Raw genomic sequence first — 18599 nt, forward strand, 5'->3', positions numbered from 1 at the left:
CGCGAGCGTAATGCGGGGGTGGCGGGGAAGCCGGGGATTGTGGATCACCTGTGACAGGGACGCCTCAGAAAACGCCCGGCGTGGGGGCGCCCGCACGCGCGCACCAGTCGGCGAGGGTCTCGGGCGCCGCACGCCACCGGTGTCGGACAGCCGCCCACGGCGGGGAGGGGACGGGGTCCGCACCACCCACCCCACCGTGGGCGCGACAGCAACCGCACCGGACAGAACCCTGCGCCGCAGGCGCAAACCTCAGCCGAGCACTCGGCCCAGCGTGTACACGACCGGGCCGGCCGCCGCCAGAGGCAGGGCGACTCCCGCAGTGAAGTGGACGAAGCGGGACGGGTAGTCGTAGCTGGCCACCCTGTGGCCGATCAGTGCGCAGACCGCCGCCCCCACCCCCATCAGCGCCGCGTCCGTCGACATCCCGCCGACGGCGTACCCCGCACCGCCCGCCGCCGCCAGCGCGATCACCACCGACGCCGCCGTCGCCACCGGCAGCGCCCGCACGACCATCGCCGCCGCCACCGCGACCGCCCCGACGACCACCGCGTCCGCGTCCGCCGCGAGGTAACCGCCCGCCGCGATCGCCAGCGCCGCCGCGACCACCGTCGCCATCAGGCCGTACATCCGCTCGTCCGGATCCGCGTGCGACCGCAGCTGCAGCACCAGCGACAGCAGCACCCACACACCCAGCGCTCCGAGGATCACTCCGGGCGACCGGTCCGAGACCAGCATCGCCGCGTCCGCGACCAGCGCCCCCAGGAACCCCAGCGCGATGCCCTGCCGCGCCGGCCACATCCCGTTGAGCCGGAACCATCCCGCCGCGGTCACGCCCTGCAGCACCACCAGCGGCACGAGCAGCGCGTACGTGCCCAGCGCGGCGCCGCCCGCCAGCAGCAGCCCCAGCACCGCCGTCAGCAGCGCGGGCTGCATCCCCGGCTCGATGACCGGCGACCGCCCCTCGGCCCGGGCCCGCTGCGCGTCGGTGATCCGGGCGTTCCCGGCGAGGGTGGCGGGACCGTACTCCGGAGCCGGTTCCGCAGTACCTGCCGGAGCCGGCTCCGGCACCTGTGCAGGGGCCGGGGGAGCACTCCCCTGCGGCGGCAGGTAGGACGTCTCCTCAGCCGCCGCCACCGGCGGCTGCATCTGCGTCTCCCACGTCTGCCCCTGCCACTGCTGCGTGTGCTGCTGATCCGCGTACGGATCGTACGGATTGTCGTAGCCCTGCCCGGGCCACGTCTGCGGCTGGGACTGCGGCTGCTGGTACGGCGTGACCGGCGGCTCCTGGGCCCCGTACCCGTAACCACCGCCGTACGGCTGGTTCGTCATCCTCACCCTCCTGCGAACGGCGGAAGCACCTCGACCGTGCCGCCGTCGGCCAGCCGTACCGTCTCATGCGCGCGCTTGCCCACGGGATCGCCGTCGACGAGGAACGAGCACCTCAGCAGCACGCGCGCCAGCTCGCCGGAATGCCGTTCGCGCACGGCGGCGAGCGCGTCGGCGAGCGTGTCCGCCTCGTACGGCTCCTCGGCCACCCCCGCGGCGGCCTTGGCGGCGGCCCAGTACCGCACCGTGACCTTTGCCATCTGCTGGTTCCTCGATCAGTTGACGGTGAACACGGTCAGGCTAGCCCGCCCGGGCGACCGCCCAGTCCCCGATCCGCCTCAACAGCGGTTCGGGCGCCGCGTTCTCGGCGTGCCCCATGCCGGGCTCGACCCACAGCTCCCCGTGCTCCCCCGCGGCGTCCGCGAGCATCCGGGGGTGGTCGAGCGGGAAGTAGGCGTCCTGGTCTCCGTGCACGACCAGCAGCGGTGCCGGCGCGATGCGCGGTACGGCCTCGACGGGGGACAGCGGCACGGGGTCCCACTGCCGGTGGTGGATGCGGGTGCGCAGCCCGTACCGCCCGACCAGCCGCCCCGAGGGCCGTGTCACCAGCCAGTGGAGCCGCCGCATGGGCGCGGTGCCCCGGTAGAACCACCGCGCGGGCGCGCTCACCGAGACGACGGCCTCGACGTCACCCGTGTCCAGCGCCGCGTGCCGCAGCACCACCGACCCGCCCATGGAGAACCCCACGGTGACCACCCGCGTGTGCCCCAGTTCCCGCGCCCACGCGACCGCCGCGGCGAGGTCGAGCACCTCGCGGTCGCCGACGGTGGAGCGTCCGCCGGACCGCCCGTGTCCTCGGAAGGAGAAGGTGACGACCGCGCCGTACCGCGCGAAAACCTGGGCGACGCGCCGCACGTGGGGGCGGTCGGCGTCCCCGGTGAACCCGTGCGCGACCACGAGAACGAGCCCCTGGGAAACACCGGGGACCGCATTCCGCGAACCGTTCCCCGAACCGTTCCGCGAACCCTCCTCGGCCTGTTCGTATACGACCTTCCCCGGGTCGTGTACAACGCCTCCCGGCTCGTATACGGAATCGATCGCCACACCGTCCGCCGTGCGCAGGAACGTCCGCATTGGCGCGCCGCCCCGTGTCACATTCGGCGTCTCGGAATATGGACGAATGGTGGATCGCGCCACATGACCTGCCGCATCGGTGCCCATGTCGGCTATTCTGCTGCGAAGAGGACTCGGGCAGTGAAGCCCCCGGGTCCTTTTGTGCTTTCGGAAGCGTTGTATACGAAGGCGGGAAACCGCCGGGTGTACGGGCCGTCGAACGCACGCAGCAATGCCGTAAACGTCCTCGCAGGGACCGAGGAGGAACCAGACGTTATGGGCGAGCGAACCGTGCACGAACGCAGGACGGCCCCGTTCCGGGCAGCCACGATCCGAGCAGGTGAGGCGACCCGATGAGTTCCCTGCTGCTCCTGACCAACGCGCTCCAGCCGTCGACGGAGGTGCTCCCCGCCCTCGGCCTGCTCCTGCACAACGTCCGGGTGGCGCCCGCGGAAGGCCCGGCGCTGGTGGACACCCCCGGCGCCGACGTGATCCTCGTCGACGGCCGCCGCGACCTCCCCCAGGTCCGCAGCCTGTGCCAGCTGCTGCGCTCCACGGGGCCCGGCTGCCCCCTCGTCCTGGTCGTGACCGAGGGCGGCCTCGCCGCGGTCACCGCGGACTGGGGCATCGACGACGTACTGCTGGACACCGCCGGCCCCGCGGAGGTCGAGGCGCGGCTGCGGCTGGCGATGGGCCGCCAGCAGATCGTCAACGACGACTCCCCGATGGAGATCCGCAACGGCGACCTCTCCGTGGACGAGGCGACGTACTCCGCGAAGCTGAAGGGCCGGGTCCTGGACCTGACCTTCAAGGAGTTCGAACTGCTCAAGTACCTCGCGCAGCACCCCGGCCGGGTCTTCACCCGCGCCCAGCTGCTGCAGGAGGTCTGGGGCTACGACTACTTCGGCGGCACCCGCACGGTCGACGTGCACGTACGCCGCTTGCGCGCCAAGCTCGGCCCGGAGCACGAGTCGCTGATCGGCACCGTCCGGAACGTCGGTTATCGATTCGTTACGCCGGAGAAGGTGGAGCGCGCGGCCGAGGAGGCGAAGACGAAGGGCGCCCGGCAAATGGCGGCGGAAGCGGACGAGACGGCCGCGGCGGACGCCGACGGGGTGCGGGCGAAGGCCTGAGGGTCGCACGCATGAGCGGCGCGTCCGCGCAGACGAGCCGCTTTTCCGCAGTTCACAACCTCCGGCACGCCCTGCCCGGAAGGGATATATCCGCGTAGACTCCGCGCGTGGCCAAGGTAACCAGGGATGACGTGGCGCGACTGGCGGGGACGTCGACCGCGGTCGTCAGCTATGTCATCAACAACGGACCCCGGCCGGTCGCCCCGGCCACGCGCGAGCGGGTGCTCGCAGCGATCAAGGAGCTGGGGTACCGGCCCGACCGCGTCGCCCAGGCGATGGCGTCCCGGCGCACGGATCTCATAGGTCTGATCGTGCCGGACGCCCGCCAGCCGTTCTTCGGCGAGATGGCGCACGCGGTGGAACAGGCCGCGTCCGAGCGCGGGAAGATGGTCCTGGTCGGGAACTCCGACTACATCGGCGAGCGCGAGGTCCACTATCTGCGTGCCTTCCTCGGCATGCGGGTCTCCGGTCTGATCCTGGTCAGCCACGCGCTGAACGACCTGGCCGCGGCGGAGATCGAGGCGTGGGACGCCCGGGTGGTCCTGCTGCACGAGCGGCCGGAGGCGATCGACGACGTCGCCGTCGTCACGGACGACCTCGGCGGCGCGCAGCTCGCCGTGCGCCATCTGCTGGAGCACGGCTACGAGTACGTCGCCTGCGTCGGCGGTACGGCGGAGACGCCCGCCGTCGGCGACCCCGTCTCCGACCACGTCGAAGGCTGGCGGCGCGCGATGGACGAGGCCGGGAAAGCCACGGAAGGGCGCCTCTTCGAGGCCCCGTACAACCGCTACGACGCCTACCGCGTGGCGCTGGACATCCTGTCGGGGCCGCGGCGGCCGCCCGCGGTCTTCTGCTCCACGGACGACCAGGCCATCGGTGTGCTGCGTGCCGCGCGTGAGCTGCGTATCGACGTGCCGGGCGAGCTGGCGGTCGTCGGGTTCGACGACATCAAGGAGGCGGCGCTCACCGATCCGCCGCTGACCACGGTCGCTTCGGACCGTCCGGCGATGGCCCGCGCGGCGGTCGATCTGGTCCTGGACGACGGTCTCCGCGTCAGCGGCTCCCGCCGGGAGCGGCTGAAGGTGTTCCCGTCCCGGCTGGTCCTGCGCCAGTCCTGCGGCTGTCCCTAGCCGCCGTTGCGCCACGGGCGGGTCGTCTGCGGCTGAGCGCGCAGTTCCCCGCGCCCCCGAGGGGGCGTGCCGCCCCAGCGCTGCCGGCGCAGCGACACCCCGCCGACGCCGGGTGCGGGCAGTACGTGGCTGGGCGCGCAGTTCCCCGCGCCCCTTCAGGGCGCCTCCGCCGCGGCGCCGGGTGCGGGTCGTGGATGGCTGGACCCGCAGTTCCCCCGCGCCCCTGAAGGCGTTTATTTCGGGCATACGCACTTCTGCCGGGCTTCTCAGCCCGTCCTCAGACAGCTCTCATCCCCGAGCGGGACGCTCATCCACATGAGCGAGAACCTCCATCCTCACCAGGTGAACCCCGAGTGGCCGCCCCCGCCGGCCTACGCTCCCGAGCCCACTGCCCCTGCACACCGCCGAAGCCGTGGCCCCGCCAGACTGCTCGTCGCCGTGGCGATCGTCGCCGCCGCCGTCGGCGGGACCACCGCCTACGGCGTGCAGGAACTGACCGGCGGTTCCTCCACGGGCGTCACCGCGTCCTCCGCCGCCGAGACCGACGTCGTGCCGGCGTCCCTGAAGGGCACGGTCGCCGGGGTCGCCAAGACCGTCAGCCCGAGCATCGTGGAGATCAAGGCCGCCTCGTCGTCCGGTTCGGCCACCGGGTCCGGTGTCATCGTCACCGAGGACGGCGAGGTCGTCACCAACAACCACGTGGTGGCCGGCGCCTCCCGGATCCAGGTGCGGACGCACGACGGCAAGACGTACGGCGCCCGTGTCGTCGGCACCGACAGCAGCAAGGACCTGGCGCTGATCAAGCTGGAGGACGCCTCCGGTCTGAAGGCCGCCACCCTGGGCAACTCCGACGGCGTGCAGGTCGGCGACCAGGTCGTCGCGATCGGCTCGCCCGAGGGCCTCACCGGCACGGTGACCAGCGGCATCGTCTCCGCACTCGACCGGGACGTCACCGTGTCCACGGACGAGAGTCAGGGGCAGCAGCAGTGGCAGCGCGGCGACGGCTGGCCGTTCGAGTTCGGCGGCCGGCAGTTCAACGGCGACACCGGCGGCTCCACCACCACGTACAAGGCGATCCAGACCGACGCCTCGCTGAACCCGGGCAACTCCGGCGGCGCGCTGATCGACATGAACGGCAACATCATCGGCATCAACTCCGCGATGTACGCGCCGAGCGGCGCGGAGTCGTCCACGGCGGGCAGCGTGGGCCTCGGCTTCGCCATCCCGGTGAACACGCTCAAGGCGGACCTGCCGGACCTGCGGGCCGGTGCGGGCGGCTGACGCGCGAGCCCGGAAACGTGCGACGCTGAAGATCCGACAGCCCGTCCCCTCCCCGCCGCGCCCACCGCGCGGCGCGCAGACGAAGGACCCGCCACCCGATGAGCCCCGCAGACGGCGACCGTGCCCCGCAGCGCATCCTGATCGTCGACGACGAGCCGGCCGTGCGCGAAGCACTCCGGCGCAGCCTGGCCTTCGAGGGTTACGACACCGAGGAGGCCGTCGACGGAGTGGACGCCCTGGAGAAGACGGCGGCCCACCGGCCCGACCTCCTCGTGCTCGACATCCAGATGCCCCGCATGGACGGCCTGACCGCCGCCCGCCGTATCCGCGCCACCGGCGACACCACGCCGATCCTGATGCTGACCGCCCGGGACACCGTGGGCGACCGGGTGACGGGTCTGGACGCGGGGGCGGACGACTACCTGGTGAAGCCGTTCGAGCTGGACGAGCTGTTCGCCCGGATCCGGGCCCTGCTGCGGCGCAGCTCGTACGCGGCGGCGGTGGCCGCGTCCGCCGAGACGGACGACGTCCTCACCTTCGCCGACCTGACGATGAACCTGGCCACCCGGGAGGTGACCCGCGCCGGACGCCCGGTGGAGCTGACCCGCACGGAGTTCACGCTGCTGGAGATGTTCATGGCGCACCCGCGCCAGGTGCTCACCCGTGAGCAGATCCTCAAGTCGGTCTGGGGCTTCGACTTCGAACCGTCGTCCAACTCGCTGGACGTGTACGTCATGTACCTGCGCCGCAAGACCGAGGCGGGCGGCGAGCCGCGCCTGGTGCACACGGTGCGGGGGGTGGGGTACGTGCTGCGGCAGGGCGGCGCGGAGTGACCGGACCGGTGCGCCGTTTCCGCGCCCTGCCGATCCGGGCGCGGCTGTCGCTGCTGGTCGCCGCGGCGGTGGCGTTCGCGGTGGCGGCGGTGTCGGTGACCTGCTGGTTCATCGTGCAGGGCAAGCTGTACGAGCAGGTCGACGAGGACCTGAAGAAGGCGACCGTGCTGCAGGGGCCGCAGCGGGTGGACGAGATCCGCAGCGCCCTCACCGACTGCACGGACACACCCCGCGACAGCGCGGGCGGTTTCCAGTACACGTACTCCCAGGTGGTCAAGGAGGACGGCACGGTCTGCCTGTTCCCCAGCTCGGTGGGGAACGTCGAGGTCACCGCGTCGGACCGCAAGGTGATCGAGAACGCGGGCACCGGGTCCAGGGGCATCTTCCGCGACGGCACCGACGAGGACGGCGACGACGTCAGGGTGCTGACCCTGCCGCTGGTCATCAACGACCCGTCCACGCTCACCAGCACCCACGCGGCCGTCATCGTGGCGGTCCCGCTGAAGGGCACGCAGTCGACGCTGAACGACCTGGCGCTGATCCTGCTGCTGGTGTCCGGCATCGGCGTGCTCGGCTCGGCCGCCGCGGGTCTGGCCGTCGCCCGCACCGGACTGCGCCCGGTCGACAGGCTCACCGAGGCCGTGGAGCACGTGGCGCGCACCGAGGACCTGGGCGTGCGCATCCCGGTGGAGGAGGAGTCGGAGGACGAGATCGCGCGGCTGTCGCGCTCCTTCAACTCCATGACGTCCGCACTGGCCAGCTCCCGCGACCTCCAGCAGCAGCTCATCGCGGACGCCGGGCACGAACTGCGCACCCCGCTCACCTCGCTGCGCACCAACATCGAGCTGTTGACCCGCAGCGAGGACACCGGGCGGCCCCTCCCGCCGGCCGACCGCAAGGCGCTGCTCGACTCGGTGAAGGCGCAGATGACGGAGCTGGCCGCCCTGATCGGCGACCTCCAGGAGCTGTCCCGCCCGGACCCGGGCCATCAGTCGGGCCGCGTGGAGATCGTCGCCTGGCAGGACGCGGTGGAGGCGGCCCTGCGCCGGGCACGGCTGCGCGGCCCGGAGCTGACGATCACCGCCGACCTGCATCCCTGGTACGTGCGGGCCGAACCGGCGGCGCTGGAGCGGGCGGTGGTCAACGTGCTGGACAACGCGGTGAAGTTCAGCCCGCCGGGCGGCACGGTCGAGGTGCGGCTCGCCGACGGCGTGCTGACCGTACGGGACCACGGTCCCGGCATCGCGGCCGACGAACTCCCGCACGTCTTCGACCGCTTCTGGCGCTCCCCCGGCGCCCGCGCCCTCCCCGGCTCCGGCCTCGGGCTGTCGATCGTGGCGCGCACGGTGCAGCAGGCGGGCGGCACGGTCGCGCTCACCCCGGCCGAGGGCGGCGGCACCACCGCCACCGTCCGTCTGCCGGGCGCCCCGACCCCTCCGCCGGAGGTTCCCGACGTCCCGTGACACGCTGGGACGCATGGCGAACCCACCTGACGGACTGCCCGTCTACCGCGTACTGACCGGCCCCGACGACTCCGCCTTCTGCCGGCGGGTCAGCGAGGCGCTGGAGCTGGGATACCGGCTGCACGAGGGGCCCGCCGTGACCTTCGACGGGGAGCGTGTGATCGTCGCGCAGGCGGTCGTGTGGGACGTGGAGGGCTAGAACGCGGAGAGGGCCGGTGCCCGGCACCGGCCCTCTCCGTCCTGCTCGTCCCCGTGTCGCGGGTTACTGCACGATCGTGATGCGGTCCGCCGCCGGCGGGTCGATCGGGGCGCCGGCCGAGGAGTTGGCCGTCAGGTACTGCTCCAGCGCCTTCAGGTCGTCGTCGCCGACCAGGGCGTCGGCGCCCTGGCCCAGGGTGGTGAAGCCGTCGCCGCCGCCCGCGAGGAAGCTGTTCATCGCGACGCGGTAGCTCGCCGACGGGTCGATCGCCTCACCGTTCAGCCGGATGGAGTCCGTGACGACCCGGTCGGCGCCGGTCTTCGTCAGGTCCAGCGTGTAGGTGAGGCCGTCGGACACCTGGAGGATCTTCGGAGCCGCCTCGTTGGAGCCGCTGACCTGCTCCTTGAGCGCCTGGACCAGCTGCTCGCCGGTGAAGGTCTGCAGGTTGACCGTGTTGGCGAACGGCTGGACCGTGAACGCCTCCGCGAAGGTCACCACGCCGTCGCCCTCGGCGCCGCTCGCCGCGTAGGTGAGGGAGGCGCGGATGCCGCCCGGGTTCATCAGGGCGAGGTCGGTCTCCGGGTCCAGCGTGCGGGCGTACTCCAGCTGGGCGTCGGCGATCAGGTCGCCCAGCGGGGACTCGGTTCCGTCCTTGACGACGTCACCGGAGATGTAGCCGATGGCGCGGTTGCCGATCGGGGCAGCGAGGGTGTTCCACTTGCCGATCAGACGGGTCATGTCGGGCGCCTTGGGGACGTCCCGGGACACCACGTGGTTCGCGGACTTCACGGCCGTACGGGCGATGTCGCCGGTCTTGCGGTCGTAGGTCAGCGTGGTGTCGGTGTAGAGCCGGCCGAAGGACGCGGCGGAGGTGACCATGCGCGGGTTGCCCGCCGGGTCGGGGACGGTGCAGACGTACGCGTTGTGGGTGTGACCGGTGACCAGCGCGTCCACCTCGGGCGAGACGTTCTGCGCGATGTCCGCGATGGGGCCGGAGATGCCGTCGCCGGCGCCCGGGGCGTCACAGTCGTAGTTGTAGTTCTGCGAGGCCGGGAAGCCGCCCTCGTGGATCAGCGCCACGATGGACTTCACGCCCTTGCGGCGCAGCTCCTCGGCGTACTTGTTGATCGTCTCGACCTCGTCCTTGAAGACGAGGCCCTTGACGCCCTCGGCGGAGACGATGTTCGGCGTGCCCTCGAGCGTCACGCCGATGAAGCCGACCTTGACGCCCTTCTTCTGCCACACCCAGTACGGCTTGAGGAGGGGCTTCTCGGTCTTCTCGTTCAGGACGTTGGCCGACAGGTACGGGAAGTCGGCGCCCTTGAACTTCTTGTCGGTGTAGCAGCCGTCCGTCGGGTGGCAGCCGCCGTTCTGCAGGCGGGACAGCTCCTTGGCGCCCTCGTCGAACTCGTGGTTGCCGACGGAGGTGACGTCCAGTTCGAGCTTGTTCAGCGCCTCGATGGTGGGCTCGTCGTGGAACAGGCCCGAGAGCAGCGGGGAGGCGCCCACCATGTCGCCGCCGGCCGCGGTGACGGAGTACGCGTTGCCCTTGCGGGCCTGGCGCAGATGCGTCGCCAGGTACTCGGCGCCGCCCGCGTCGATGGTCTTCGTCGTGCCGTCCGGCTGGAGTTCGGTGACCCGGCCGGAGGAACCGGTGGGCGGCTCCAGGTTGCCGTGCAGGTCGTTGAAGGACAGCAGCTGCACGTCCTGGTAGCGGCTCGGCCCGTGGCCGTGGCCCTTGCCCTTGCCGTGCTGCTCGCCCGCGCTCGCGGACCCCGGCAGGGCCGCGGCGGCCAGGGCACCGACGGTGAGGACACCGGCGGCGGTCGCGAGGAGACGGTTCGTACGGCGTCTGCGGCGCGGGTGCGCCGGGGATGTGGCTGGCATACGCCCCCCTGTCGGTGCGAGTGGGTACCGGCGCAGCCTAGAGTCAACGCGCGTAGCGCGACAGGGGCTTCCGGGTTACAGCCTGGTTTATCTTTTCCGGCCACGGTCGCCGCCGTCGCCGCAGCGGCCGTACGCGCCCCGCTGCCACCCCCTCGCCGCGCTGTCCCTTTACCCTCGTACGCATGACCAGCGACGCGTTCTCCCGGCCCGGCAGCCCCCGTTCGCTCCGGACGTTTCCCACGCTCGACCAGGAACAGGTCGGCGCGGTTCTCGCCCTGCTCGAGGAGGCGGCGCGCGAGGACGGCCAGCAGGCCGTGTCCGAGCAGGGCCGGCTGCAACTGCGCGGCGGCGCGCGGGAGGGCGTCTCGCATCTGCTGCTGACCGTCGGCGAAGAGCTCGTCGGGTACGCCCAGTTGGAGGACACCGACCCGGTGGAGCCGCCCGCCGCGGAGCTGGTGGTGCACCCCTCGTTCCGCGGGCAGGGGCACGGGCGGGCGCTCGGCACGGCGCTGCTCGCCGCGTCGGGCAAGCGGCTGCGGGTGTGGGCGCACGGCGGGCACTCCGCGGCCCGGCACCTGGCGCAGGTGCTCGGGCTGACGCTGTTCCGTGAACTGCGTCAGATGCGGCGGCCGTTGGCGAATCTGGACCTGCCCGACCCGGTGCTGCCGCAGGGCGTCACCGTGCGCACCTTCGAGCCCGGCCGGGACGACGCGGCGTGGCTCGCGCTGAACGCCGCCGCGTTCGCCCACCACCCCGAGCAGGGTTCCCTCACCCAGCGCGACCTCGACGACCGCAAGGCCGAACCATGGTTCGACCCCGCGGGCTTCTTCCTCGCGGAGGGCGACGGACGGCTGGTCGGCTTCCACTGGACGAAGGTGCACGCCGAGGAGGGCCTCGGCGAGGTGTACGTCCTCGGCGTCGCCCCCGGCGCGCAGGGCGGCGGGCTCGGCAAGGCGCTGACGACGATCGGCCTGCGCCACCTGGCGGACCAGGGCCTGCCCACCGCCATGCTGTACGTCGACGCCGACAACAAGGCGGCGGTGTCCGTCTACGAGCGGCTGGGCTTCGTCACCCACGAGACGGACCTGATGTACCGGACGGAGACGTGACGGGGCGGCCGGGGCCGGCACTTCGTCTGTCACGCCGGGCCTGAACGCCGGCGGCGGCACGGGGGCCGGGGGTTCCGCCCCCGCCGCCCCTACTCGTCCCCTCCCTGAGGGCTACGCCCCCGGACCCCCTTTTCCGGTGCCGGCGGGCCTCGTCCTCAAACGCCGGACCGGCTGAAATCGGCGCACCGGTTCGACGCAGCACACCGCGACCGCCAGGAGCGCCCCGCCCAGCAGCAGCGTCCAGTGGCCGTGGGCGTCCGCCCAGCGGGGGTCGTCGGGCACGGTGAACAGCGCCCACTCCGAAGGGCTCAGCAGGGGCGCCAGGACCCCGGCCACCAGCAGGGACGCGGCGACCGCCTGCCCCGGCCGGTCGGCGCCCCGCAGGCGCACCGCGAAGGCCGAACCTGCCAGGGCGAGCGCGAGGGCCGTCGCCGCCTCCAGGGTGATGTCCCAGGCCGGGGGCCGCGCCTCCTCCGGGACGAGCAGTACGGCCGCCGTCCACCACGCGGCGGCGGGAGGCAGCACGAACGCGCACCGCAGCGCGTGCCGCAGGACGCGGCGGACGGGGACGGCGACGGTGGTCTGCCGGGCCGGGTCGTCCAGCAGGAACGCGGCACCCAGCGCGAAGCACAGGGCGGCGGCCCGCAGGGCGTTCGCCCCGGCCCACGGGGTGACCTCGCCCCCCGCCAGCCTAGGCAGCGCGGCCGTCAGCAGTCCCAGCCCGCCGCCCGCCGCGAGCGCCCACCAGGGCACGGTGCGGGCGACCGGGCGGACCAACTGGAGGAGGGCGCCCCACCGGGCCTCGAGCACCGGGGTGTCCCCGGCCGCCGGGGTTCCGGTCACATGCACTCGTCCTCCCCCTCGGGCTTCTCCAGGCCCAGCACCCGCGCGACGCGGTCCGTCGTCACCTTCGGGGCGGTCAGCTCGGCCCAGCCGGCCCTCACCTTGGCGGCGGCCTCGTCGCGGGGCAGTTCCAGCAGTTCGCGCAGCAGCTCCGTCTGGGCGGAGGTCATCTGCAGCGGCTCCGTCTGCGAGATGACGATCGCCGAGCCGGTGTCGCTGTCGTCGATCCGCACCCGGCGCAGGTCGGCGACCGGGTCGGGCCGGCCGGCGAGGGCCAGCCACATCACGGTGACCATCCGGCCGTCGCACATCTCGCCCGTCGTGGCCTCCGAGCCGGTGACCAGCGCACCGGCCACCCCGACCGCGAACTCGGGCACCCGGTTGCCGCCCCACGCCGTCCCCACGGTCACCTCGCCGGGGCCGGTGAGCGGGGCGAGGGTCGCGTCGGCGTCCAGGCCGTAGCGCGCCTCGACCCGCTGCCGTACGACCAGGGGGCGGTCCTGCGCGTCGCCTCCGGCCAGAGCGCGGACGTCGGCGACGGCCCGGGCCCAGTCACCGGTGCGCGGCCCCCACTCGGGGAAGGCGCAGTACGTGGTGGCGTCGCGTTCGACGCAGGTGTGGAGCTTCTCCGGGGTGACCGAGGCCCGTACGCGCGCCTCCGTGACGGTCTCCGGCACGCCCCGGGACTGGCCCACCGCGCCGACCAGGGTCAGCGCCACCGCGCCGGCGACCGCGGCCTGCGCGGTCCGCAGCCGGGCGCCGCCCGACAGCAGCACGGCGGCCGTCATCAGGGTCAGCGCCAGTCCGCCCAGGTAGAGGGCGTGCCACGCGGCGGGGCGTCCGATCAGGTCGGAGGGCAGGGTGACGACGCTGTACGTGCCGACGGACGGCATGAGCCACCGCGTCCAGTCGTCGGCGGAGAAGCCGAGGAAGGTGGCGAGGAAGAGCAGCAGGACGATCAGCAGCGGCGCCGCGAAGGGTGCGGTGACCACGCGGGCCAGCAGCACCCCGAACCCGCCGAGGAGCAGCACGGCCAGGGGGCCGACGAGGAGTTCGGCGGGTGAGCCGTGTCCGACCGCGCCCGGCTTGAGCGCCTCCCACGCGAACTGCCCGCCGACGCACACCGCGACCAGGAGGGCCGCCGCCACGACGGACAGCAGGTGCGCGACCGTGCGGCCCCACCGCGGGAGGACCAGCACGTCCAGGTGCCGTTCGGTGTCGTGGCGCCGGGAGCGCAGCATGGCGTGGTTGACGCTCAGCAGCACCGCGAGGCCGACGAGCAGCGGCCCGTCCTGGGTGGCGCGGTCGGCGTCCTGCAGTGCGGGGAAGCCGTCGAAGGAGACGCGGGTGCGCCAGACGGTCCAGGCGACGTACACCGCGAACGCGACGACCACGGGCACGCGGGTGAGGAGCTTGCGCGCCTCGAACAGGGCGAGGGCGGACACGGCGGCCCAGGAGGCGCCGGGCGGGGTCGTCACCGGGGCCGGGGCCGGCGACGTGGTGGTGGTCGTCGTCACGCGGTCACCTCCGCGGCCGCGCCGTCCAGGGTGAGCAGGTAGCCGTCCTCGAGGGTGGGTTCGAGGAGGTCGGCGCCGGGCGGCGGGTCGCCCACGTTGCGGAAGGTGCCGAGTCCGGTGCGCCAGCCGGCCAGCGCGCCGGGGTCACGGCCCTCGCTGCTCCACACCCTCCCCGCGGCCCGCGCGGTCAGCTCGGCGGGGGTGCCGTCGAAGCGGACGGTGCCGCCCGCCAGGACGACGACCCGGTGGCAGAGCATCGCCACGTCCTCGGTCTGGTGGGTGGACAGCAGCACGGTCCGGCCCTCGCCGGCGGTGGCGATCAGCTCGCGGAACCGCATGCGCTGTTCGGGGTCGAGCCCGACGGTGGGCTCGTCGAGGACGAGGAACGCCGGGTCGCCGACGAGCGCCGCCGCCAGCGCCACCCGCTGCCGCATGCCGCCGGACAGCTTGCGGATCCGCTTGCCGCGCACGTCGGCCAGGCCGACCTCGTCGAGGACCCGCCGCACCTCGCGGTGGCGGGCCGCGCGGTCGGTCAGCTCCTTGAGGATCGCCACGTAGTCGACGAACTCGAAGGCGGTGAAGTCCGGGTGGAAACCGGGCGTCTGCGGCAGGTAGCCGACCCGTCGGCGCACCTCCTGGCGGCCGCGCGCGCCGGACGGGTCGTGGCCGAGCACGGTGAAGGCGCCCCGGTCGGCCGGCACGGCGGTGGCGAGGACCCGCAGCAGCGTGGTCTTGCCCGCGCCGTTGGGACCGAGCAGCCCGGTGACGCCGGGGGACAGCCGCAGCGACACGTCGTCCAGGGCGCGGGTCGCGCCGTAGTGGAGGCTCAGCCCGGAGGCCGAGACGGTGGGGGACATGGGGAACTCCCGTGGCAGGTGGTGGCCGGGGCGGTGGTGCGCCCCGGCCGGTGGGAAACCGGGCGCGGTCAGACCGCGGGGTCCCGGCTCAGGTCGAAGCGGTCCCGGAGCAGGACCAGCAGGCCGGCGGCGAGCACGGCGACGGTCGCCGACACGCCCTGTCCGGCCGCGGTGAACGGGGCGAGCGTCTCCTGTCCGCCGGAGCGGACCGCGTCCGCCGCGACCAGCAGCGCGATCCAGCCGCCGCCGGTCAGCGCGGGCGCCAGGACGGGCCCGAGCCGGGCCGACAGCGCGAGCGCCGTGGCGGTGAGGGCGAGCGCGGGCAGGAGCCAGCTCAGGGCGAGCAGCCCGTACCCGGGCAGGGCGAGCGTGGCCAGGCCGTTCAGCCCGAGCCCGGCGGTCAGCACGGCGACCGTGCGGATCATCAGCAGCCGGAACCCGTGCATCGGCGCGACCACGGCCATCTCGTACGTCGGGTCCATCCGCGGCCCGTACGACAGCGCGACCCCCGCGAGCGGCAGCAGCGGGGCGAGCGCGAGGAAGAAGGTGAGCCGGTCGCTCTCGGTGCGGCCGACGGTGACGGCCACGGTGAGCAGCAGCACCGCCGTCACCGCGCCCAGCCAGGAGCGGCGCAGCGCCGGGGTGGCCGCGAGCAGCCGGGCGGTGTGGTCGCGGACGCCGAGCCTGAGCAGCAGCGACTCCAGCAGGCCGGGCCGGGGCGCGTCGAGCTCGGCGTCCAGCCGCTCCCAGCCGCCGTCCAGGGCGACGGGGTCGCCGAGCCCCGCCAGGACGGCACGGCAGTGCGCGCACGCCGTGAGATGGGTGTCGGCCGACCACAGCGCGGGCGCCTCGAGCCCGCCCCGCGCGTAGGCCCGCAGGTCGTCCTCCGGCACGTGCCAGCGCCTGTCCTCGTACGTCATGCCAGCGCCTCCCGGAGTTGCCTGCGGGCCCGCATGGCCCGCGTCTTGACCGTGCCCGGCGGGATGCCGAGCAGAACCGCGGCCTCACGGGTGGTCAGCCCGTCGACCACGGTCGCCTGGAGCACCGCGCGCAGTTCCGGCGACAGCCGCACCAGGGCGCCGGCGAGGTCCCCGTGCTCGACCCCCGCGAGCACGCGTTCCTCCGCCGACACCTCGTCCCGGTGCCGCAGCCGCGCCAGCGCCTGCCGCAGCCGCCCCCGCGCCCCGGCACCGCGCAGCGCGTCGACCAGCCGGCGTGAGGCGATCCGCCACAGCCAGCCGGCGGCGTCCGCGCCCGCCGCGTCCTCACGCCAGCGGGCCGTGCCGCGCCACACCGCGAGGAAGGTCTCCTGCACGACGTCGTCGACGAGGGCGGCGTCGGCGCACCGGGTGCGCATGCGCGCGGTCAGCCACGGCGCGTACCTCCGGTACAGCTCCTCGAAGGCGCCCCGGTCGCCGTCGGCCGTGACGGCGCGCAGCAGCTCGCCGTCGCTTCTCATCTCGCTCACGTCCCCTCATCGGACGGGCCCCGCGGATCGGTTCACGGATCCTCGGTTGACTTTCGCACCACCCTTGCACCACCCTTTCACTACTCAATTAGTGAAAGGGTGGTTGTCGAGTGGTCGACTACCGCATCGACCGGCGCAGCGGCGTGGCCACCTATGTCCAGATCGTCCAGCAGACGAAGCAGGCGATCCGACTGGGCCTGCTGGTTCCCGGCGACAGGCTGCCCACGGCCCGCGAGGTCGTGGAGGCCACCGCCGTCAACCCGAACACCGTGCTCAAGGCGTACCGGGAACTGGAGCGCGAGGGTCTGGTGGAGGCCCGGCGCGGCCTCGGCACCTTCGTGCGCCGCTCCCTCGGCGCGGCCCCCGCCGACTCCCCGCTCCGCGCGGAGCTGGAGGACTGGGCCGCCCGCGCCCGGGAGTCCGGCCTGGAGCGGGAGGACGTCGCCGCGCTGTTCACCGCCGTACTCGAGACGCACTACCCGGAGCAGGCCGCGCACGCCGCGCCTGCGCACACCCCCCAGGGAGACCCGTCATGACCGTCCCGGCCCTCGAGGCGGACGCGCTCGGCAAGCGCTTCGGCCGCCGCTACTGGGCGCTGCGCGACTGTTCCTTCCGGCTGCCCGCCGGTCGCGTGTGCGCCGTCGTCGGACCCAACGGCGCCGGCAAGTCCACGCTCCTCGCGCTCACCGCCGGACTGCTCGCACCCACCGAGGGCACGATCCGCGTGCTCGGCGCCCACCCGGCCGCCGCCCGCCCCCGGGTGGGGTTCATCGACCAGGACAAGCCGCTGTACCCGCAGCTCACGGTCGCCGAGACGCTGCGCATGGGCGCCGACCTCAACCCCGGTCGCTGGGACACGGACACCGCGCGCCGGGTCGTGGCCGGCGGCGACCTGGACCCGGGCAAGCGGATCCGCGCCCTCTCCGGCGGGCAGCGCACCCGGGTCGCGCTCGCCCTCGCCCTGGGCAAGCGGCCCGAGCTGCTGCTCCTGGACGAGCCGATGGCCGACCTCGACCCGCTGGCCAGGCACGAGCTGATGGGCCTGCTGATGGGCGAGGCCGCCGCCCACGGCACGACCGTCGTGATGTCCTCGCACGTCGTCGCCGAGCTGGAGGACTCCTGCGACCACCTGCTGCTGGTGGGCGACGGCAAGATCCGGCTCTCCGGCGAGATCGACGACCTGATGGCCGCCCACACCCGGGTGTCCGCCCCGGCCGAGGCCGACCTCTCCGCGCACGAGGTCGTCGAGTCCCGCACCACGGGCCGCCAGCTCAGCGCGGTGATCCGCCCGTCCGGACCGCTGCCCGACGACTGGCGCACCGCCGCACCGTCCCTCGAGGACCTCGTCCTGTCCTACCTGCGCAACCCCGCGGCCCCGGCCCTGGCCCCCGCACCCGAGATTCTGGAGGCCGCCGTATGACCGCCGCCCTCACCACCCCGGCCGCCCCCGCCGCCCGCACCGCCGGCGCGCCCCGCCAGTGGCGCTGGCTGGCCCGCCTGCACCGCCCGGCCCTGATCGGCGGCGGCGCGCTGGTGCTGCTCACCGCGGCGGTCCTGGTGTGGCTCGGCGGGCCGCTCACCGACGCCTCGGCGGCGGCGTGGAAGGTGTACAACGCCTGCGGGTTCACCCCGCGCTGCTCCTACGACCAGAGCGCGATCCTGCTCTACAAGGACGTCTACAACTACGCGACGTTCGCCGTGCTGACCGTGCCGTTCCTGGTGGCCGCCTGGGCCGGGGGCGCGCTCGTCGGCCGCGAGACGGAGTCCGGCACGGCCCGCCTGGCCTGGACCCAGGGTGTCTCCCCGGCCCACTGGCTGGCCTCCCGGCTGGTCCTCCCCGCCGTGCTCACCGTCGCCGCGACCGGTCTGCTGGCGGCACTGCACCACTGGGCCTGGGCGACGGGCAGGGACCATATCGACACCACCAAGTTCTGGTACGACATGGCCACCTTCACCGCCAACGGCACCGTCCCCGTGGGCCTGGCGCTGGCCGGGCTGGCGGCGGGCGCCCTGGCCGGGCTGCTGCTGCGCCGCGCGCTGGCCGCGATGGCCGCCGCCACGGTCACCGTGGGGGTGCTGTGGGCCGCCGTCCACGCCGCCATGCCGTACCTGTGGCCGTCCGTGACCCGGGTCAGCGGCCTGCAGGAAGGGCCGCTGGGACGGGGTCTGCTGGTCGGCGAAGGGGTGCTGACCCCCGAGGGCCGGGCGGAGGCCCCGTGCGTCAACGGCGGGCTGGGCGGTTGCCGCGGCTCGCTGGCCGACATGGGCGCCACCGCCTTCTACCGCGACCTGCACCCCGTCTCGCACTACTGGCCGCTCCAGCTGGTCGCCACGGGCATCCTGCTCACCGTGGCCGGCCTGATGACGTACGCGGCGTTCCGGGTGCTGCGCCGCACGACCGGGACGGCTCACGGCTGACGCGCCCGCGTTCACGGCCAGG

The 18599-nt window shown here is 73.7% G+C and carries 19 protein-coding genes; 10 read left to right on the plus strand and 9 right to left on the minus strand.

Going from position 1 to position 18599, the window contains the following annotated elements; translation table 11 throughout:
• Nucleotides 1–249: 249 nt before the first annotated feature.
• From ACF1AG_RS32295 to ACF1AG_RS32305, 3 genes are read right to left on the minus strand one after another with little or no spacing between them, the layout of a single operon-like run.
• Nucleotides 250–1329: a hypothetical protein gene (locus tag ACF1AG_RS32295; protein ID WP_359599482.1), complete on the minus strand. Its 1080-nt coding sequence runs from the start codon at nt 1327–1329 to the stop codon at nt 250–252.
• Between the two features lie 2 nt (nt 1330–1331).
• A complete protein-coding gene (locus tag ACF1AG_RS32300; protein ID WP_359599480.1) occupies nt 1332–1586 on the minus strand; it encodes a MoaD/ThiS family protein in 255 nt (84 codons plus the stop codon).
• Nucleotides 1587–1626: 40 nt separating this feature from the next.
• The gene (locus ACF1AG_RS32305; RefSeq protein ID WP_359599478.1) at nt 1627–2547 is read right to left on the minus strand and encodes an alpha/beta fold hydrolase; all 921 of its coding nucleotides are present in this window, start codon (nt 2545–2547) and stop codon (nt 1627–1629) included.
• A 245-nt stretch (nt 2548–2792) separates the two neighbouring features.
• On the opposite strand from ACF1AG_RS32305, the gene ACF1AG_RS32310 reads away from it, so the two are divergent.
• The 6 genes from ACF1AG_RS32310 (at nt 2793) to ACF1AG_RS32335 (ending at nt 8478) form a co-directional block, all read left to right on the plus strand.
• Nucleotides 2793–3572 carry a response regulator transcription factor gene (locus ACF1AG_RS32310; protein WP_359599476.1) on the plus strand — a complete coding sequence of 260 codons (780 nt, stop codon included), beginning with the start codon at nt 2793–2795 and terminating at the stop codon, nt 3570–3572.
• Nucleotides 3573–3679: 107 nt separating this feature from the next.
• Nucleotides 3680–4702, plus strand: coding sequence for a LacI family DNA-binding transcriptional regulator (locus ACF1AG_RS32315; protein WP_359599474.1), 1023 nt, complete (start codon nt 3680–3682; stop codon nt 4700–4702).
• Between the two features lie 315 nt (nt 4703–5017).
• On the plus strand, nt 5018–5983 hold the full coding sequence (locus ACF1AG_RS32320) for a trypsin-like peptidase domain-containing protein (RefSeq protein WP_359599472.1): 966 nt from the start codon (nt 5018–5020) through the stop codon (nt 5981–5983).
• A gap of 98 nt (nt 5984–6081) precedes the next feature.
• Complete coding sequence (locus ACF1AG_RS32325) at nt 6082–6816, plus strand: response regulator transcription factor (protein WP_359599470.1); 735 nt, start codon at nt 6082–6084, stop codon at nt 6814–6816.
• Complete coding sequence (locus ACF1AG_RS32330) at nt 6813–8279, plus strand: HAMP domain-containing sensor histidine kinase (protein WP_359599468.1); 1467 nt, start codon at nt 6813–6815, stop codon at nt 8277–8279. The genes ACF1AG_RS32325 and ACF1AG_RS32330 overlap by 4 nt, the downstream gene beginning before the upstream one ends.
• A gap of 13 nt (nt 8280–8292) precedes the next feature.
• Complete coding sequence (locus tag ACF1AG_RS32335) at nt 8293–8478, plus strand: DUF1737 domain-containing protein (protein WP_048458949.1); 186 nt, start codon at nt 8293–8295, stop codon at nt 8476–8478.
• A 63-nt stretch (nt 8479–8541) separates the two neighbouring features.
• Here ACF1AG_RS32335 and ACF1AG_RS32340 read toward each other — a convergent pair whose 3' ends face one another.
• On the minus strand, nt 8542–10365 hold the full coding sequence (locus ACF1AG_RS32340; RefSeq protein ID WP_387798799.1) for a bifunctional metallophosphatase/5'-nucleotidase: 1824 nt from the start codon (nt 10363–10365) through the stop codon (nt 8542–8544).
• A 182-nt stretch (nt 10366–10547) separates the two neighbouring features.
• Here ACF1AG_RS32340 and mshD point away from each other — a divergent pair, with 182 nt between their 5' ends.
• The gene (gene mshD, locus ACF1AG_RS32345) at nt 10548–11474 is read left to right on the plus strand and encodes a mycothiol synthase (protein ID WP_359599464.1); all 927 of its coding nucleotides are present in this window, start codon (nt 10548–10550) and stop codon (nt 11472–11474) included.
• Nucleotides 11475–11585: 111 nt separating this feature from the next.
• On the opposite strand, the gene ACF1AG_RS32350 is transcribed toward mshD, so the two are convergent.
• The 5 genes from ACF1AG_RS32350 to ACF1AG_RS32370 all read right to left on the minus strand — a co-directional run bounded on the left by ACF1AG_RS32350 (nt 11586) and on the right by ACF1AG_RS32370 (nt 16159).
• Entirely contained in the window at nt 11586–12317 is a 732-nt protein-coding gene (locus ACF1AG_RS32350; RefSeq protein WP_359599462.1) for an ABC transporter, read from the minus strand.
• The gene (locus ACF1AG_RS32355; RefSeq protein ID WP_359599461.1) at nt 12314–13834 is read right to left on the minus strand and encodes an ABC transporter permease; all 1521 of its coding nucleotides are present in this window, start codon (nt 13832–13834) and stop codon (nt 12314–12316) included. Before ACF1AG_RS32355 ends, ACF1AG_RS32350 begins: the two co-directional genes overlap by 4 nt.
• Complete coding sequence (locus ACF1AG_RS32360) at nt 13831–14691, minus strand: ABC transporter ATP-binding protein (RefSeq protein WP_359599460.1); 861 nt, start codon at nt 14689–14691, stop codon at nt 13831–13833. Before ACF1AG_RS32360 ends, ACF1AG_RS32355 begins: the two co-directional genes overlap by 4 nt.
• 68 nt (nt 14692–14759) lie before the next feature.
• Nucleotides 14760–15611: a zf-HC2 domain-containing protein gene (locus ACF1AG_RS32365; protein WP_359599459.1), complete on the minus strand. Its 852-nt coding sequence runs from the start codon at nt 15609–15611 to the stop codon at nt 14760–14762.
• Nucleotides 15608–16159, minus strand: a complete 552-nt coding sequence (locus ACF1AG_RS32370) for an RNA polymerase sigma factor (RefSeq protein ID WP_114874191.1) — start codon at nt 16157–16159, stop codon at nt 15608–15610. The genes ACF1AG_RS32365 and ACF1AG_RS32370 overlap by 4 nt, the downstream gene beginning before the upstream one ends.
• A 110-nt stretch (nt 16160–16269) precedes the next feature.
• Between ACF1AG_RS32370 and ACF1AG_RS32375 the strand changes: the two genes are divergently transcribed.
• From ACF1AG_RS32375 to ACF1AG_RS32385, 3 genes are read left to right on the plus strand one after another with little or no spacing between them, the layout of a single operon-like run.
• Nucleotides 16270–16695, plus strand: a complete 426-nt coding sequence (locus ACF1AG_RS32375) for a GntR family transcriptional regulator (RefSeq protein WP_190003067.1) — start codon at nt 16270–16272, stop codon at nt 16693–16695.
• Nucleotides 16692–17579, plus strand: a complete 888-nt coding sequence (locus ACF1AG_RS32380) for an ABC transporter ATP-binding protein (RefSeq protein WP_359599456.1) — start codon at nt 16692–16694, stop codon at nt 17577–17579. Before ACF1AG_RS32375 ends, ACF1AG_RS32380 begins: the two co-directional genes overlap by 4 nt.
• Entirely contained in the window at nt 17576–18577 is a 1002-nt protein-coding gene (locus ACF1AG_RS32385; RefSeq protein WP_359599454.1) for an ABC transporter permease, read from the plus strand. Before ACF1AG_RS32380 ends, ACF1AG_RS32385 begins: the two co-directional genes overlap by 4 nt.
• The last annotated feature ends 22 nt before the right edge of the window (nt 18578–18599 follow it).

Source organism: Streptomyces sp. NPDC014764 (assembly GCF_043082785.1).
In the GTDB taxonomy this organism is placed as follows: Bacteria; Actinomycetota; Actinomycetes; order Streptomycetales; family Streptomycetaceae; genus Streptomyces; species Streptomyces althioticus.